We start from the raw sequence: 15,174 nt of genomic DNA, 5'->3' as shown, positions 1-15,174 counted from the left end.
TTATCGAGGCTCCCCATGACCCCAGACTCTGCCGCCGCGCCCGTGGTGCATCCCGGCTCCTTCCTGACCCTGCACTACCGGCTGGCCGGTCCGGGCGGCGACATCATCAACACCTTCGGCGGCAAGCCAGCCACGCTGTCGCTGGGCGCGGGCGAGCTGTCGCCCGCGGTCGAAGAGCGTCTGCTGGGCCTGGCCGAGGGCACGCATACGCAGTTCGAGCTGCCGGCAGGCAGCGCCTTCGGCGAGCGCAACCCCGAGATGCAGCAGTGGGTCGCGCGCGGCCTGCTGGCCAAGCTGGGCGACCCGGACGAGAAGTACAGCGTGGGCGACGTGGTGCAGTTCCCCACGCCGGACGGCACGGGCAGCTATGCGGGCGCGGTCATCGCGCTCAAGGACACGGCCGTGCAGTTCGACTTCAACCACCCGCTGGCCGGCCAACCCGTGACCTTCGAGGTCCAGCTGATCGGGGTGCTGTGAGATGACAGGCAAGGTCAACGACATCGTGTTGGCGGAGCCGCGCGGCTTCTGCGCTGGCGTGGACCGCGCCATCGAGATCGTCGAGCGTGCGCTGGCCAAGTTCGGCGCGCCGATCTACGTGCGCCACGAGATCGTGCACAACACCTACGTGGTCAACGACCTCAAGTCGCGCGGCGCGATCTTCATCGAGGAGCTGGACGATGTGCCGCCCGGCGCTACGCTGGTGTTCTCTGCCCACGGTGTCAGCAAGGAAGTGCAGCGCGAGGCCGCGCGGCGCGGGTTCCATGTCTTCGACGCGACCTGTCCGCTGGTGACCAAGGTCCATGTGGAGGTGGCCAAGCTCCACAAGGAAGGCTTCGAGTTCATCATGATCGGCCACAAGGGGCATCCCGAGGTCGAGGGCACGATGGGCCAGCTCGACAGCGGCATCCACCTGGTCGAGGACGTGGCCGACGTGGCCCGCGTGCAACCGGGCCAGACCGAACGGCTGGCCGTGGTCACGCAGACCACGCTGTCGGTGGACGACGCGGCGGAGATCGCCGCCGCGGTCAAGGCACGGTTTCCGAACGTGCGCGAGCCCAAGCAGCAGGACATCTGCTACGCCACGCAGAACCGGCAGGACGCCGTCAAGGTGCTGAGCCCGCAGGTCGACATCCTGATCGTGGTGGGCAGCCCCACGAGCTCGAACAGCAACCGGCTGCGGGAGCTCGCCAAGAAGCTCGGCACCGAAAGCTACATGGTCGACAGCGCCGACGAGCTGCGCGCCGAATGGTTCGAAGGCCGGCCGCGCGTCGGCCTCACGGCCGGCGCGTCCGCCCCCGACGTGCTGGTGCAGCAGGTGATCGAACGCCTGCGCGCGCTGGGCGCACAGGCGGTCCGCAAGATGGACGGCGTGCAGGAAACCTTGAAGTTCCCGCTGCCGAAGGGCCTCAAGCTCGAGGCTTGAGCCCGGTCTCTACAGCACTTCGCTGGCGAAGTCCGCGAGCCGCGAACGCTCGCCACGCGCCAGCGTGATGTGGCCGCCGTGCGGCCAGCCCTTGAACTTGTCGACCGCGAACGTCAGGCCCGAGGAGCCTTCGGTCAGGTAGGGCGTGTCGATCTGCTGCAGGTTGCCCATGCAGACGATCTTGGTGCCCGGGCCGGCGCGCGTGATCAGCGTCTTCATCTGCTTGGGCGTCAGGTTCTGTGCCTCGTCGATGATCACGTACTTGTTCAGGAAGGTGCGGCCGCGCATGAAGTTCATGCTCTTGATCTTGATGCGCGAGCGGATCAGCTCGTTGGTGGCCGCGCGGCCCCATTCGCCGGCGCTGGTCTCGGTCTTGGCCAGCACCTCGAGGTTGTCGTCCAGGGCGCCCATCCAGGGGCCCATCTTCTCTTCCTCGGTGCCGGGCAAAAAGCCGATGTCCTCGCCCACGCTGACGGTGGCGCGCGTCATGATGATCTCGGTGTAGCGGCGGTCGTCCAGCACCTGCGTGAGGCCCGAAGCCAGCGCCATCAGCGTCTTGCCGGTGCCGGCATTGCCGGTCAGCGTGACGAAGTCGACCTCGGGGTCGAGCAGCAGGTTCATCGCGAAGTTCTGCTCGCGGTTGCGCGTGGTCACGCCCCAGACGGCGTTCTTCAGGTGGTTGAAGTCGCGCAGTGTCTTGAGCACGGCCGTCTTGGCGCGGATCTCGGTCACACGCGCATACAGGCTGGGCTCGCCGGGGGCCTCGAAGTAGACGAACTGGTTGATGTGCAGGCTGGGCACGACGGGGCCGGCGATGCGGTAGAAGGTGTGCTGGCCCTGCTGCCAGCTCTCCACCGTCTTGCCGTGCTTGGCCCAGAAGTCGGGCGGCAGCGCCAGCGCGCCGGAGTAGAGGAACTCGCCGTCTTCCAGCGTCTTGTCGTTCTGGTAGTCCTCGGCCGCCAGGCCCAGGGCTCTGGCCTTGACGCGCATGTTGATGTCCTTGGACACCAGCACCACCTCGCGCGGCGCATGCTCGCGGCGCAAGGCTTCGACCACGCCCAGGATCTGGTTGTCGGCCTTGCCCTGGGGCAGGCTGGCCGGCAGCTTGTCGTCCAACGCCCGGGTCTGGAAGAACAGCTTGCCGCCGGCTTCGCGGTGGCCGGTGACATCCAGCGGCAATCCGACCGCGATGTCGGCATTCGGCGCGCCGGCCAGTGCGTCCAGCGTGCGGCTGGTCTGGCGCGCGTTGCGCGCCACTTCGCTCATGCCCTTCTTGTGGCCGTCGAGCTCTTCCAGCACGATCATCGGCAGGTAGATGTCGTGCTCTTCGAAGCGGAACAGGCACATCGGGTCGTGCATCAGCACGTTGGTGTCGAGCACGAACAGCTTGGACGGGCCGGCCGACTTGGCCGGTTTGCGCTTGCGGGCAGGTGCCGCGGCGGGGGCATCCGTGGCGGCCTGGCGGCGCGTGCGTGCCGGCGGTGCGTCCACCGCCTCGCGCATCACGGGCACGTCGACGGCCACGCCGGTGTCGCGCAGCGCGGCGACGGGCGCTTCGTCCTGGGCTTCGCGCGGCGTGTGCGCCGGTTCTTCCGAAGCGGCTTCAGTGAAGCGCGCGCGTGCGACCCGCGCCGGTTTGGATGTGGCGCGCGCAGGCGCGTCGAAGGCGTCAGGAGACAGGGTGGCAGCGCGCTTTGCGGGGGGCGGGGGCAGAGGCATGGGGCGTCGTGTTTCCTGGGAAGGACCAAAAACGAAAAAGCCGCCCGGTCGCCAGGGCGGCTTTTTGGTGGGATGCGCGAGGAGCGTCTCCTAGGGGCATGGAACCATTATGCATGACCCCCGTGGCAGCACTTCGCGCGGATGACCGCAGTGCTCAGACGGTCGTGTTGAGTTCCTTGACGGCCGCCAGGACTTCGTCCACGTGGCCAGGGACCTTGAGGCCGCGCCATTCCTGCTGCAGCGTGCCATCGGCGCCGATCAGGAAGGTGCTGCGCTCGATGCCCTTGACCTTCTTGCCGTACATGATCTTGTTCTTGACCACGCCGAACATGTGGCACATCTTCTCTTCGGTGTCGGCGATGAGTTCGAAGGGCAGCTCGAGCTTGGCCTTGAATTCGTCGTGCGACTTCATGTTGTCGCGCGAGACACCGAACACCGTGGCACCGGCCTTCACGAAGTCCTTGTACTTGTCCCGGAACTGCATGGCTTCGGTGGTACAACCGGGCGTGTTGTCCTTGGGATAGAAATACAGCACCAGGACTTGGCCCAAGTGGGAGGTGTTGGAGACTTTCACGCCGCCCGTGGCGTTGGCTTCGAATTCAGGGATGAGTTTGTTGACAACGATCGCCATATGTTTGAATCTCGGGAGTCGGAAAGTGGTCGACAGCCGCGGGTGTATAGGACTGCGCGGCCCACGCGGCAACCCTTGATTTTACCCTGAAAATGCTTTTCGCGTTCCCTTGTTACAGGGGGCGCGGTGCGGGTGTGCATGCGTCACACCACAGGCTCCAGCAGCAAGGCGACCACCACATCGCGGCCTTCCTGGGCCAGGATGTTATAGGTGCGACAGGCGGCGGCCGTGTCCATGGTCTCCACGCCGATGCGCTTGGCGATGAGGGGCCGCAGCCAGGCAGCCTGCGGAAAGCGCAGCCGCTCGCCGCTGCCGAAGATCACGACCTCGCAATCGATCTCGGCCAACTGGGCGAAATGCGCTGCGGTGAGGTCCTCGAAACGCTGGCACGGCCAGGCGTCGCGCTGGCCGCGCGAGCCGATCACCACGCTGTGCGCAATGCGGTCGGCCTGCACGCCGATCCAGCCCGGCCCCAGGGCGGTGATGGTCTGGACGTTGGATTTGTCGGGCTGCAGCTTCATGGGAGGGGGAGGTATGCGGGCCGGGAACTGCCGCGAACTGTGGTCAAATTATAGGTTTTCGCTTCAGCAGGCACGCCGGTGGGGCCATGGCGCAGGCGGCATGAGGCACGAGGGGCACAAGAGGACTCCATGAAAACCGTCCGTAAATCCGCCAAGCTCTCCAACGTCTGCTATGACATCCGCGGCCCCATCATGGACGCGGCGCGCCAGATGGAGGAAGAGGGCCAGAAGATCATCAAGCTCAACATCGGCAACCTGGCCGTGTTCGGCTTCGATTCGCCCGAGGAGATCCAGCAGGACATGATCCGCAACCTGCCGAACTCGGCCGGCTACTCGGACAGCAAAGGCATCTTCGCGGCGCGCAAGGCCGTCATGCACGAGACCCAGAAGCAGGGCATCAAGGGTGTGACGCTGGACGACATCTACCTGGGCAATGGCGCCAGCGAACTGATCGTGATGGCGACCAACGCGCTGCTCAACGACGGCGACGAACTGCTGCTGCCCGCCCCCGACTACCCGCTGTGGACCGCCGCGGTGAGCCTGTCCGGCGGCACGCCCGTGCACTACCGCTGCGACGAGGCCAATGGCTGGATGCCCGACCTCAACGACATCCGCGCCAAGATCACGCCGCAGACCAAGGGCATCGTGGTCATCAACCCGAACAATCCGACCGGCGCGCTGTACTCCGACGAGTTGCTCAAGGCGCTGGTGGCCATCGCGCGCGAGCACGGCCTGGTGCTGTTCGCCGACGAGGTCTACGACAAGGTGCTGTACGACGACGTCAAGCACACCGCCATCGCCAGCCTGTCGGACGACGTGCTGACGCTGACCTTCAACTCGCTGTCCAAGAGCTACCGCAGCTGCGGCTACCGCGCCGGCTGGCTCGTGGTCTCGGGCGACAGGAAGCCCGCGCGCGACTACATCGAGGGCCTGAACATGCTCTCGAACATGCGGCTGTGCGCCAACGTGCCGGGCCAATGGGCGATCCAGACCGCGCTGGGTGGCTACCAGAGCATCAAGGACCTGGTGCGCGAGGGCGGCCGCCTGCGCCGCCAGCGCGATCTGGCCTACGAGCTCATCACGGCCATCCCGGGCGTGAGCTGCGTCAAGCCCAGCGCCGCGCTGTACATGTTCCCGCGGCTCGACCCCAAGATCTATCCGATCCAGGACGACCAGCAGTTCATCCTCGAGATGTTGCAGGAGACCAAGGTCATGCTGGTGCAGGGCACGGGCTTCAACTGGCCTTCGCCCGACCATTTCCGCATCGTGTTCCTGCCGCACGAGGATGACCTGCGCCTGGCCATCGGCCGCATCGCGGCCTTCCTCGAGCAGTACCGCAAGCGCCATTCCGTTTCTTCTTCCTCCACCGCACAAGCGGCTCTCGCATGAAACCCATCCAGGTCGGCCTTCTGGGCATCGGCACCGTCGGCAGCGGTGTCTTCAACGTTCTCGCGCGCAACCAGCAGGAGATCCGGCGCCGCGCCGGCCGTGGCATCGAGATTGCGACCGTGGCCGACCTCAACGTCGAACGTGCGCGTGAAGTCGTCGGCAGCGACGTAAAGGTCGTCGCCGATGCGCGCGCCGTCATCGCCGACCCGTCCATCGACATCGTGGTCGAGCTGATCGGCGGCTACGGCATCGCCAAGCAGCTGGTGCTCGAAGCCATCGCCGCCGGCAAGCACGTGGTCACGGCCAACAAGGCGCTGCTGGCCGTGCACGGCACCGAGATCTTCGCCGCGGCGCAGGCCAAAGGCGTGATCGTGGCGTTCGAGGCCGCGGTGGCCGGTGGCATCCCCATCATCAAGGCGCTGCGCGAGGGTCTCACGGCCAACAACATCCAGTGGATCGCCGGCATCATCAACGGCACCACCAACTTCATCCTGTCGGAGATGCGCAGCAAGGGGCTGGACTTCGACGTGGTGCTCAAGGAGGCCCAGCGCCTGGGCTACGCCGAGGCCGACCCGACCTTCGACATCGAAGGCGTGGACGCCGCGCACAAGGCCACGCTGATGTCGGCGATTGCCTTCGGCATCCCGGTGCAATTCGACAAGGCCTACGTGGAAGGCATCACCAAGCTGTCGGCGCAGGACATCCGCTACGCCGAGCAGCTCGGCTACCGCATCAAGCTCCTGGGCATCACCAAGCGCGTGGAGAAGGGCGTGGAGCTGCGCGTGCACCCCAGCCTGGTGCCGAGCAAGCGCCTGATCGCCAATGTCGAGGGCGCGATGAACGCCGTCGTCGTGCAGGCCGATGCCGTGGGCACCACGCTGTACTACGGCAAGGGCGCCGGCAGCGAGCCCACCGCCAGCGCCGTGATCGCCGACCTGGTCGACATCACCCGCCTGCACACGGCCGACCCCGAGCACCGCGTGCCGCACCTGGCCTTCCAGCACGATGCGCTGAGCGATCTGCAGGTGCTGCCGATGGGCGAGGTGGTCACGAGCTACTACCTGCGCCTGCGCGTGGCCGACCAGGCTGGCGTGCTGGCCAAGGTCACGGGCCTGCTGGCGGACGCCGGCATCAGCATCGACGCCGTGCTGCAGCGCGAGGCCGACGAAGTCGGGGGCGAGGGCTCTACGCAGACCGACCTCATCATCCTCACGCACGACTGCCAGGAAGCGCTGATGGACGCCTCCATCGCCAAGATGCAAGCCCTGCCCACGGTCCTGGCGCCCATCACGCGCATCCGCAAGGAAGAGTTGAACTGATGCGCTACCTTTCGACCCGCGGCCACCCGGACCGCAAGCAGTTCTGCGAGATCCTGCTCGAAGGCCTGGCGCCCGATGGCGGCCTGTACCTGCCCGAGCACTACCCGCAGGTCGACGCGGCCACCCTGGCGCGCTGGCGCCAGCTGCCCTATGCCGAGCTGGCCTTCGAGATCCTGTCGCTCTACATCGACGACATCCCGGCCGCCGACCTCAAGGCGCTCTGCGCCAAGACCTATACGCGCGAGGTGTTCGGCACCGAGGCCATCGTGCCGCTGCGCCCGCTCGAAGGCGGCATGTTCCTCGAAGCCCTGTCCAACGGCCCCACGCTGGCCTTCAAGGACATGGCCATGCAGCTGCTCGGCAACCTGTTCGAGTACGAGCTGGGCCGGCGCGGCGAGCAGCTCAACATCCTGGGCGCCACCAGCGGCGACACGGGCAGCGCGGCCGAGTACGCCATGCGCGGCAAGAAGGGTGTGCGCGTGTTCATGACCTCGCCGCACGGCCGCATGAGCCCGTTCCAGCAGGCCCAGATGTTCAGCCTGCAGGACGCCAACATCCACAACCTGGCGGTCGATGGCGTGTTCGACGACTGCCAGGACATCGTCAAGGCCGTCTCCAACGACCTCGCGTTCAAGCGCCAGTACCGCATCGGCACGGTCAACTCGATCAACTGGGCGCGGCTGCTGGCCCAGGTCGTCTACTACTTCGCGGGCTACTTCCAGGCCACGAAGGCCGAGGGCGAGCAGGTCAGCTTCACCGTGCCCTCGGGCAATTTCGGCAACGTCTGCGCCGGCCATGTCGCGCGCATGATGGGCCTGCCGATCGCCCGACTGGTCGTGGCCACGAACGAGAACGACGTGCTCGACGAGTTCTTCCGCACCGGCGTCTACCGCGTGCGCGGCAGCGCCGACACGCACGAGACCTCCAGCCCCTCGATGGACATCTCCAAGGCGTCCAACTTCGAGCGCTTCGTGTTCGACCTGCTGGGCCGCGACGGCGCGCGCACGGCCGAGCTGTTCGGCGCAGGCCTGGCGCGCACGGGCCGCTTCGACCTGTCGGCCGACCCGCTGTTCGCGCAGGCCGCCACGCGCTTCGGCTTCGCCAGCGGCAAGAGCACGCATGCCGACCGCCTCGCGACCATCCGCGACACCTGGAGCCGCTTCGGCCAGATGATCGACACGCACACGGCCGACGGCCTCAAGGTCGCGCGCGAACAGCGGAGCGCGGACGTGCCCATGGTGGTGCTCGAGACGGCGCTGCCGATCAAGTTCGCCGAGACCATCGTCGAAGCCCTGGGCCGCGCGCCCGAGCGGCCGGCCAGGTTCGAAGGCATCGAAGACCTGCCACGCCGCGTGCAGCGCGTGCCGGCCGACGCGCAAGTCATCAAGCGTTACATCGCCGAACACTGCGCATGAAGGTCGTCGGCTTTGCCGGCTACTCCGGCGCCGGCAAGACCACGCTGATCGAGCGGCTGATCCCGCTGCTCAAGGCGCGCGGCGAGACGGTCTCGGTCGTCAAGCATGCGCACCACGGCTTCGACATCGACACGCCGGGCAAGGACAGCTGGCGCCACCGCGAAGCCGGCGCACAGGAGGTGGTCGTCGCCTCGGACCGCCGCCTGGCGCTGCTGCGCGAGTACGCCGCCGAGCAGGCGCCGACCGCGCGCGGCCTGATTGCCGAACTGCGCCAGGATGTGGACTGGGTGCTCGTCGAAGGCTTCAAGCACGAGGATCTGCCGCGGCTGGAACTGCGCCGTGCCGGCGACCAGCGCCCCGCGCGATACCCCGAGGATCCGCAGGTCCGCGCCGTGCTGACCGACGCGCCGGCCGCGCTCCAGCCCGCGCCCCTGTGCCCGGTGCTGGATCTGGACGACGTGCCGGCACTGGCCCGTTGGCTGGCCGACAATGCCGCGCAGTTCGCCCACCGCACCGACGATTCCCCATGAACAACCCCGCCGCCAAGCCCAAGACCCTGGACGAGGCCCTGGCCCAGCTGCTGGGCTATGCCGAGCCGCTTGGCGCCACCGAGATGGTGTCCACCTTCGACGCCGACCGCCGCGTGCTGGCGGCGGACGTGGTCTCCGGCCTGCAAGTGCCGCCGCTGGACAACAGTGCCATGGACGGCTACGCGCTGCGCTGCGCCGACGTGCCCGCCGCGGGCACGGTGCTGCCGGTGTCGCAGCGCATCCCGGCCGGCGCCACCGGCACGGCGCTGGCCGCCGGCAGCGCCGCGCGCATCTTCACGGGCGCACCCGTGCCCGAGGGCGCTGATGCCGTGGTCATGCAGGAGGAGTGCGAACTGCTGGACGACGGCCGCATCCGCGTGCGCAACCGGCCCGCGCCAGGCCAGTCCATCCGCCGTGCCGGCGAGGACGTTGCGCTGGGCACCACGGTGCTGGCGCGCGGCACGCGGCTCACGCCGGCCGCGCTGGGCATGGCAGCCAGCATCGGCCTGGCGGAGCTGACGGTTGCGCGCCGCCCGCGCGTGGCGCTGTTCTCCACCGGCGACGAACTCGTGATGCCGGGCGAGGTACCACCCGCGCAGATGCGACCCGGCGCGATCTACAACTCCAACCGCTTCTTCCTGCGCGCGCTGCTGCTGCGCCTGGGCTGCGAGGTCAGCGACCTGGGCATCGTGCCGGACCGGCTGGACGCCACCGTCCAGGCTCTGCGCAACGCAGCCCAGGGCCACGACATGGTGCTGACCAGCGGCGGCGTCTCGGTCGGCGAAGAAGACCATGTCAAGCCTGCCGTGCAGGCCCTCGGGCGGCTCGAGCTCTGGCAGATCGCGATCAAGCCGGGCAAGCCGTTCGCCTATGGGTCCATTCCCGGCGCCGGCGGTGCGGCCTGCCACTTCATCGGCCTGCCCGGCAACCCGGTGTCCAGCCTGGTCACCTTCCTCATGCTGGTGCGGCCCTTCCTGCTCAAGCTGCAGGGGGCGGTGCGCACCGCCCCTGCGGCCGCGCAATTGCCAGCCGCCTTCGAATGGAAGCGTGCCGACCGGCGCCGCGAGTTCCTGCGCGCGCGCCGCAATGCCGATGGCGCGCTGGAGCTGTTCCCCAACCAGAGTTCGGGGGTGCTGACCTCCGCCGCCTGGGGTGACGGCCTGGTGGACACACCCGCCGGCCAGCCCATCGCGCGCGGCGACACCGTCCGCTTCCTGCCGTTCGAGGACTTGTGGGGATGAAGCTTTCCATCCGCTATTTCGCCTCCATCCGCGAAGGCCTGGGCCTGGGCCAGGAGGCCGTGCAGACCGAGGCCGCCACCGTCGGCGCGTTGCGCGACGAACTGCTCGCGCGCGGCGGGGCCTACGCCGAACTGCTGGCCCGTGGCCGCGCCGTGCGCGTGGCCGTGGACCAGCAGATGCAGGACGAAACCGCCGCGCTCCACGAAGGCGCCGAAGTCGCCTTCTTCCCACCCGTCACGGGCGGCTGAGCAGGCCGTCCTCCAGTGCACGCAGGCGCTGGCGCAGGGCGGGCGAGGCCGCGGTCAGCGGGGCGCGCAGGCGGTCGCCCATCTCCCCGGCGTCGGCCAGCAAGGCCTTGATCGGGCCGGGATTGGGCTCGGCGAACACCGCTTGTACCCAGGGCAGAAGCGGTTGCCAGAGCGCCCGTGCCTCGGCCAAGGCGCCTGCCCGCAGCAGGTCGATCAGCCGCACAAAGCGTTCGGTGTGACGGTGCGCGCTGGCCGTGATCGCGCCGGCGGCACCCATGGCCAGGTGGCCGAACACCTGCGCATCCTCGCCGGCCAGCACGGCAAGCCGGCCATCGGCGATCAGCGCGGCCGTCTTGCCCGCGTCGCCACCGCAGTCCTTGATGCCCTGGATGCGCGGGTGCGCCGCCAGCGCCAGCAGCGTGTCCAGCCGCAGTTCCACGCCCGTGCGGTAGGGGATGTCGTAGAGCACCAGCGGCACGGGGCTGGTGTCGGCCAGGGTGCGGAACCAGCCCAGCAACCCCTGCTGCGAGGGCCGGATGTAGAACGGCGCCGCCACCAGCACGCCAGCCACGGGCCTGGTGCAGACCGCTTCCAGTTGCGCCAGCACACCGGGCAGCCGGTAGCCGCCCACGCCCATCAGCACGGGCAGGCCCTGGGCCGCGGCCAGCGTGGTGTCCAGCACGGCGAGCTGTTCCTCGGCCGTCAGCGCGGCGGCTTCGCCAGTGCTGCCGCAGGCCACGAAGCCAGCCACACCGAGGCCGGCCAGGCCGCGCACCAGGGCGGCGAGCGCGGCGTGGTCGACGCGGTCATCGGCCGTGAAGGGGGTGACCAGCGGAATCCACAGGCCGCAGAACAGGGGAGAGGCAGAAGACACAAGCATTCCTTTCGATGGGTACAACAAGACCGTCAGGGTCGACCATCGAAGGGGAGCGCGCGCGAAGCTCGTGCAGGAGGGCTGCCAGGGGTTCCGTCGCACATCCGACGACGGAACCGCAGCCCCGGTCAGACGAGCGGCGGTTTGTTCGCTTTTTTCGCGCAGCAGCCAACCACGGGTGTGGCGGTGGGGGCGATGAAAGCGGACATGGGGCGCGAGTGTAGCCTGCGCGAGAATCGCCGCATGTCTCTTCCCCGCGTCAGCATCCAGACCACCGACTTCGACCTCGGTGCGGAGATCGCCGCCCTGCGCGCACAGGACGCGCGCGTGGGCGCCGTCTGCAGCTTCGTCGGCACCGTGCGCGACCGCCACCCGGACGCGCCCGGCCAGGTCACGGCGCTGGAGCTGGAGCACTACCCCGGCATGACCGAGCGCGCCATCGAGGCCATGGTCGACGAGGCCTTCGCACGCTTTCCGCTCTATGGCGCGCGCGTGGTGCACCGCGTGGGCCCGCTCGCGCCGACCGACCAGATCGTGCTGGTGGCCGTGACCTCGGCCCACCGCGGCGCCTCCTTCCAGGCCTGCGAGTTCCTGATGGACTACCTCAAGACCCAGGCCCCGTTCTGGAAGAAGGAGCAGACGCCCGAAGGCGGCCGCTGGGTCGACGCCCGCGTCAGCGACGACGCGGCGCTGGCGCGCTGGGGCATCAGCGTGCAGAACGCCTGATCCAGATCAAGCTGTCGGCGCGCACCGACAGCGCTGCCCTTGAAACGGGCGCATCCTCGCCCCATGTTCGTTGCAATTCGGAGAACTCGAACATGCGAATCGACAAGCTCACCACCAAGTTTCAGGAAGCCCTGGGCGACGCCCAGTCCCTCGCGTTGGCCAATGACAACGCCTACATCACACCCCAGCACGTGCTGGTCGCCATGCTCAAGCAGCAGGACGGCCCGCGCCCGTTGCTCGAACGCGCGGGCGCCAACGTGCAGGGCCTGCTGGCCGCGGCCGAAGGCGCCGTCAAGCGCCTGCCGCAGGTGCAGGGCCAGGAACAGGTCCAGCCCGACCGCGACCTCGTGACATTGCTGCAGGCCTCCGAGAAGGAAGCCTTGAAGCGCGGCGACCAGTTCATCGCAGGCGAACTGTTCCTGCTGGCCTTCGTGGACAGCAAGATCGACGCGGCCAAGCTGCTGCGCGAGAACGGCGTCACGCGCAAGGCGCTGGAATCGGCGATCGACGCCGTGCGCGGCGGCCAGAAGGTCGACAGCGCCGATGCCGAAGGCCAGCGCGAAGCGCTCAAGAAGTACACGCTGGACCTGACCGAGCGCGCCCGCATGGGCAAGCTCGACCCGGTGATCGGCCGCGATGACGAGATCCGCCGCGCCATCCAGGTGCTGCAGCGCCGCACCAAGAACAACCCCGTGCTGATCGGCGAGCCGGGCGTGGGCAAGACTGCCATCGTCGAAGGCCTGGCCCAGCGCATCGTGGCCGGCGAGGTGCCCGATTCGCTCAAGGGCAAGCGCGTGCTGTCGCTCGACATGGCCGCGCTGCTGGCCGGCGCCAAGTACCGCGGCGAATTCGAGGAACGGCTCAAGAGCGTGCTGAACGAGCTGGCCAAGGACGAAGGCCAGACCATCGTCTTCATCGACGAGCTGCACACCATGGTCGGCGCCGGCAAGGCCGAAGGCGCGATGGACGCCGGCAACATGCTCAAGCCCGCCCTGGCGCGTGGCGAGCTGCACTGCGTGGGCGCGACCACGCTGGACGAGTACCGCAAGTACATCGAGAAGGACGCCGCGCTGGAGCGCCGCTTCCAGAAAATCCTGGTCGGCGAGCCCAGCGTGGAGGCGACCATCGCCATCCTGCGCGGCCTGCAGAACAAGTACGAAGCGCACCACGGCGTGCAGATCACCGACCCGGCCATCGTGGCCGCGGCCGAACTGTCCAACCGCTACATCACCGACCGCTTCCTGCCCGACAAGGCCATCGACCTGATCGACGAGGCCGCGGCCAAGATCAAGATCGAGATGGACTCCAAGCCCGAGGTCATGGACCGGCTAGACCGCCGCCTGATCCAGCTGCAGATCGAGCGCGAGGCCGTGCGCCGCGAGAAGGACGAGTCCTCGCAGAAGCGCTTCGGCCTGATCGAGGACGAGATCGCCAAGTTGCAAAAGGAGATCGCCGACCTGGACGAAGTCTGGCAGGCCGAGAAGGCCGAGGCGCTGGGCTCCAAGGAAGTCATGGAAGAGATCGAGAAGTTCCGCTTCCAGGTCGAGGAACTCAAGCGCAAGGGCGACTTCAACAAGGTCGCCGAGATCCAGTACGGCAAGCTGCCCGAGCTCGAGAAGAAGCTCAAGGAAGCGCAGGACAAGGAAGCCGGCAAGGGCACGGGCAACGGCGCGCGCCTGCTGCGCACCCAGGTTGGCACCGAGGAGATTGCCGAGGTCGTGGCGCGCGCCACCGGCATTCCCGTGTCCAAGCTCATGCAGGGCGAGCGCGAAAAGCTGCTGCACATGGAAGACAGGCTGCACCAGCGCGTGGTGGGCCAGGACGAGGCCATCGTCGCGGTTGCCAACGCCATCCGGCGTTCGCGCGCCGGCCTGTCCGACCCGAACCGGCCGACCGGCTCCTTCCTGTTCCTGGGCCCCACGGGCGTGGGCAAGACCGAGCTGTGCAAGGCGCTGGCCGGCTTCCTGTTCGACAGTGAGGACCACCTGATCCGCATCGACATGAGCGAGTTCATGGAGAAGCATTCGGTCGCCCGCCTGATCGGCGCGCCCCCGGGCTACGTGGGCTATGACGAGGGTGGCTACCTGACCGAGGCCGTGCGGCGCAAGCCCTACAGCGTGCTGCTGCTCGACGAGGTCGAGAAGGCGCACCCGGACGTGTTCAACGTGCTGCTGCAGGTGCTGGACGATGGCCGCCTCACGGATGGCCAGGGCCGCACCGTCGACTTCAAGAACACCGTGATCGTGATGACCAGCAACATCGGCTCGCACCTGATCCAGAGCATGGTCGGGCGCGATGCCGAGGACATCAAGGACGCGGTGCAGGGCGAGCTCAAGAACCACTTCCGGCCCGAGTTCCTGAACCGCATCGACGAGACCGTGGTGTTCCACGCGCTGGACGCACAGCACATCGAGGCGATTGCCAACATCCAGATCCGCGCGCTGCGCGAGCGGCTGGCGCACCTGGATCTGACGCTGGATGTTTCCCCTGCCGCGCTTGCGGAGTTGGCCAAGGTCGGCTTCGATCCGGTGTATGGTGCCCGTCCGCTCAAGCGGGCGATCCAGCAGCGCATCGAGAATCCGCTGTCCAAGATGCTGCTCGAAGGGCGTTTCGCGCCCAAGGCGGTGATTCCGGTGGATGTGGACCCGATCCAGTCGCCCGGTGAATTCCGCTTCGACCGGGTGGTGCACTGATGATCGCGGGCACGCAACAAAGGAGTGATGGGGCCGTGGGTGATTTCGTAGCGGGCCTCGTACGCCTGATGTTGCAGGTGGCCTTGCTGGTCGCGGGGCTGGCGGTGGCCGCCGGCCTCGTGCTGGCGGCGGCCGTGCTGGCCGTGGTGTTCGGCCTGCGGCTGCTGTGGGCCAAGCTCACGGGCCGGCCCGTCATCCTCAAGTTCGGCGGCATGGGGGTGGACCCGGCCGCCAGCTGGCGCCGTTACCGCAGCTGGCAGCAGCAGGCCACCAGCCCGCGTGGCCGTGCGGCGCAGGAGGCGGCACCGGGCGAGCCTTCGCCCTTCAGCCCGCCCGGCGCCATCACGCAGGACGTGGAAGACGTTCAGCCCAAGACGCCGCGCAGCTGACCTGATCGCTTGATGCAGGTCAACGCGGCCTGCTCCGCGCCATGGGAGCATGGCGC

At 68.1% G+C, this 15,174-nt stretch carries 15 protein-coding genes; 11 read left to right on the top strand and 4 right to left on the bottom strand.

The features are described from left to right. Nucleotides 1-15 precede the first annotated feature (15 nt). On the top strand, nucleotides 16-477 hold the full coding sequence (locus ASF45_RS04170; protein ID WP_056657240.1) for a peptidylprolyl isomerase: 462 nt from the start codon (nucleotides 16-18) through the stop codon (nucleotides 475-477). Nucleotide 478: 1 nt separating this feature from the next. Continuing rightward, nucleotides 479-1,423, top strand: coding sequence for a 4-hydroxy-3-methylbut-2-enyl diphosphate reductase (gene ispH / locus ASF45_RS04165; RefSeq protein WP_056657237.1), 945 nt, complete (start codon nucleotides 479-481; stop codon nucleotides 1,421-1,423). 9 nt (nucleotides 1,424-1,432) lie between these two features. Here the strand turns inward: ispH and ASF45_RS04160 are convergent, their stop codons facing one another. From ASF45_RS04160 to ASF45_RS04150, 3 genes are all read right to left on the bottom strand, one after another. After that, entirely contained in the window at nucleotides 1,433-3,142 is a 1,710-nt protein-coding gene (locus ASF45_RS04160) for a PhoH family protein (protein WP_056657233.1), read from the bottom strand. Nucleotides 3,143-3,296: 154 nt separating this feature from the next. Further along, entirely contained in the window at nucleotides 3,297-3,773 is a 477-nt protein-coding gene (locus tag ASF45_RS04155; RefSeq protein ID WP_056657231.1) for a peroxiredoxin, read from the bottom strand. 143 nt (nucleotides 3,774-3,916) lie between these two features. Beyond that, a complete protein-coding gene (locus tag ASF45_RS04150) occupies nucleotides 3,917-4,294 on the bottom strand; it encodes an Mth938-like domain-containing protein (protein WP_056657229.1) in 378 nt (125 codons plus the stop codon). Between the two features lie 129 nt (nucleotides 4,295-4,423). Between ASF45_RS04150 and ASF45_RS04145 the strand changes: the two genes are divergently transcribed. The 6 genes from ASF45_RS04145 to moaD are packed head-to-tail and all read left to right on the top strand — an operon-like array spanning nucleotide 4,424 to nucleotide 10,436. Further along, the gene (locus tag ASF45_RS04145; RefSeq protein WP_056657227.1) at nucleotides 4,424-5,683 is read left to right on the top strand and encodes a pyridoxal phosphate-dependent aminotransferase; all 1,260 of its coding nucleotides are present in this window, start codon (nucleotides 4,424-4,426) and stop codon (nucleotides 5,681-5,683) included. Beyond that, a complete protein-coding gene (locus ASF45_RS04140) occupies nucleotides 5,680-7,002 on the top strand; it encodes a homoserine dehydrogenase (protein WP_056657224.1) in 1,323 nt (440 codons plus the stop codon). Before ASF45_RS04145 ends, ASF45_RS04140 begins: the two co-directional genes overlap by 4 nt. After that, complete coding sequence (gene thrC, locus ASF45_RS04135) at nucleotides 7,002-8,417, top strand: threonine synthase (protein WP_056657222.1); 1,416 nt, start codon at nucleotides 7,002-7,004, stop codon at nucleotides 8,415-8,417. The genes ASF45_RS04140 and thrC overlap by 1 nt, the downstream gene beginning before the upstream one ends. After that, a complete protein-coding gene (gene mobB / locus ASF45_RS04130; RefSeq protein ID WP_056657219.1) occupies nucleotides 8,414-8,947 on the top strand; it encodes a molybdopterin-guanine dinucleotide biosynthesis protein B in 534 nt (177 codons plus the stop codon). The genes thrC and mobB overlap by 4 nt, the downstream gene beginning before the upstream one ends. Then, nucleotides 8,944-10,188 (top strand): gephyrin-like molybdotransferase Glp, encoded by a 1,245-nt coding sequence (gene glp, locus ASF45_RS04125; RefSeq protein ID WP_056657217.1) that lies wholly within the window; start codon nucleotides 8,944-8,946, stop codon nucleotides 10,186-10,188. Before mobB ends, glp begins: the two co-directional genes overlap by 4 nt. Then, nucleotides 10,185-10,436: a molybdopterin converting factor subunit 1 gene (gene moaD, locus ASF45_RS04120; RefSeq protein ID WP_056657213.1), complete on the top strand. Its 252-nt coding sequence runs from the start codon at nucleotides 10,185-10,187 to the stop codon at nucleotides 10,434-10,436. The genes glp and moaD overlap by 4 nt, the downstream gene beginning before the upstream one ends. Here the strand turns inward: moaD and dapA are convergent. Then, on the bottom strand, nucleotides 10,423-11,316 hold the full coding sequence (gene dapA / locus ASF45_RS04115) for a 4-hydroxy-tetrahydrodipicolinate synthase (protein ID WP_156472823.1): 894 nt from the start codon (nucleotides 11,314-11,316) through the stop codon (nucleotides 10,423-10,425). The genes moaD and dapA overlap by 14 nt on opposite strands. A gap of 237 nt (nucleotides 11,317-11,553) precedes the next feature. Between dapA and ASF45_RS04110 the strand changes: the two genes are divergently transcribed. The 3 genes from ASF45_RS04110 to ASF45_RS35950 all read left to right on the top strand — a co-directional run bounded on the left by ASF45_RS04110 (nucleotide 11,554) and on the right by ASF45_RS35950 (nucleotide 15,118). Then, a complete protein-coding gene (locus ASF45_RS04110; protein WP_056657513.1) occupies nucleotides 11,554-12,036 on the top strand; it encodes a molybdenum cofactor biosynthesis protein MoaE in 483 nt (160 codons plus the stop codon). 92 nt (nucleotides 12,037-12,128) lie between these two features. Next, on the top strand, nucleotides 12,129-14,729 hold the full coding sequence (gene clpB / locus ASF45_RS04105) for an ATP-dependent chaperone ClpB (protein WP_056657205.1): 2,601 nt from the start codon (nucleotides 12,129-12,131) through the stop codon (nucleotides 14,727-14,729). A 35-nt stretch (nucleotides 14,730-14,764) separates the two neighbouring features. Next, entirely contained in the window at nucleotides 14,765-15,118 is a 354-nt protein-coding gene (locus tag ASF45_RS35950; protein WP_056657202.1) for a hypothetical protein, read from the top strand. The last annotated feature ends 56 nt before the right edge of the window (nucleotides 15,119-15,174 follow it).

This window comes from Pseudorhodoferax sp. Leaf265, from assembly GCF_001422365.1.
GTDB lineage: Bacteria > Pseudomonadota > Gammaproteobacteria > Burkholderiales > Burkholderiaceae_C > Pseudorhodoferax.
This window is presented reverse-complemented; position numbering and strand designations above follow the sequence as displayed.

What these genes read in the sequence shown, in the direction of transcription:
- ASF45_RS04170 (WP_056657240.1), top strand. Translation starts at nt 16, where the DNA reads ATGACCCCAGACTCTGCCGCCGCGCCCGTGGTGCATCCCGGCTCCTTC.
- ispH (WP_056657237.1), top strand. Translation starts at nt 479, where the DNA reads ATGACAGGCAAGGTCAACGACATCGTGTTGGCGGAGCCGCGCGGCTTC.
- ASF45_RS04160 (WP_056657233.1), bottom strand. Translation starts at nt 3,142, where the DNA reads ATGCCTCTGCCCCCGCCCCCCGCAAAGCGCGCTGCCACCCTGTCTCCT.
- ASF45_RS04155 (WP_056657231.1), bottom strand. Translation starts at nt 3,773, where the DNA reads ATGGCGATCGTTGTCAACAAACTCATCCCTGAATTCGAAGCCAACGCC.
- ASF45_RS04150 (WP_056657229.1), bottom strand. Translation starts at nt 4,294, where the DNA reads ATGAAGCTGCAGCCCGACAAATCCAACGTCCAGACCATCACCGCCCTG.
- ASF45_RS04145 (WP_056657227.1), top strand. Translation starts at nt 4,424, where the DNA reads ATGAAAACCGTCCGTAAATCCGCCAAGCTCTCCAACGTCTGCTATGAC.
- ASF45_RS04140 (WP_056657224.1), top strand. Translation starts at nt 5,680, where the DNA reads ATGAAACCCATCCAGGTCGGCCTTCTGGGCATCGGCACCGTCGGCAGC.
- thrC (WP_056657222.1), top strand. Translation starts at nt 7,002, where the DNA reads ATGCGCTACCTTTCGACCCGCGGCCACCCGGACCGCAAGCAGTTCTGC.
- mobB (WP_056657219.1), top strand. Translation starts at nt 8,414, where the DNA reads ATGAAGGTCGTCGGCTTTGCCGGCTACTCCGGCGCCGGCAAGACCACG.
- glp (WP_056657217.1), top strand. Translation starts at nt 8,944, where the DNA reads ATGAACAACCCCGCCGCCAAGCCCAAGACCCTGGACGAGGCCCTGGCC.
- moaD (WP_056657213.1), top strand. Translation starts at nt 10,185, where the DNA reads ATGAAGCTTTCCATCCGCTATTTCGCCTCCATCCGCGAAGGCCTGGGC.
- dapA (WP_156472823.1), bottom strand. Translation starts at nt 11,316, where the DNA reads ATGCTTGTGTCTTCTGCCTCTCCCCTGTTCTGCGGCCTGTGGATTCCG.
- ASF45_RS04110 (WP_056657513.1), top strand. Translation starts at nt 11,554, where the DNA reads ATGTCTCTTCCCCGCGTCAGCATCCAGACCACCGACTTCGACCTCGGT.
- clpB (WP_056657205.1), top strand. Translation starts at nt 12,129, where the DNA reads ATGCGAATCGACAAGCTCACCACCAAGTTTCAGGAAGCCCTGGGCGAC.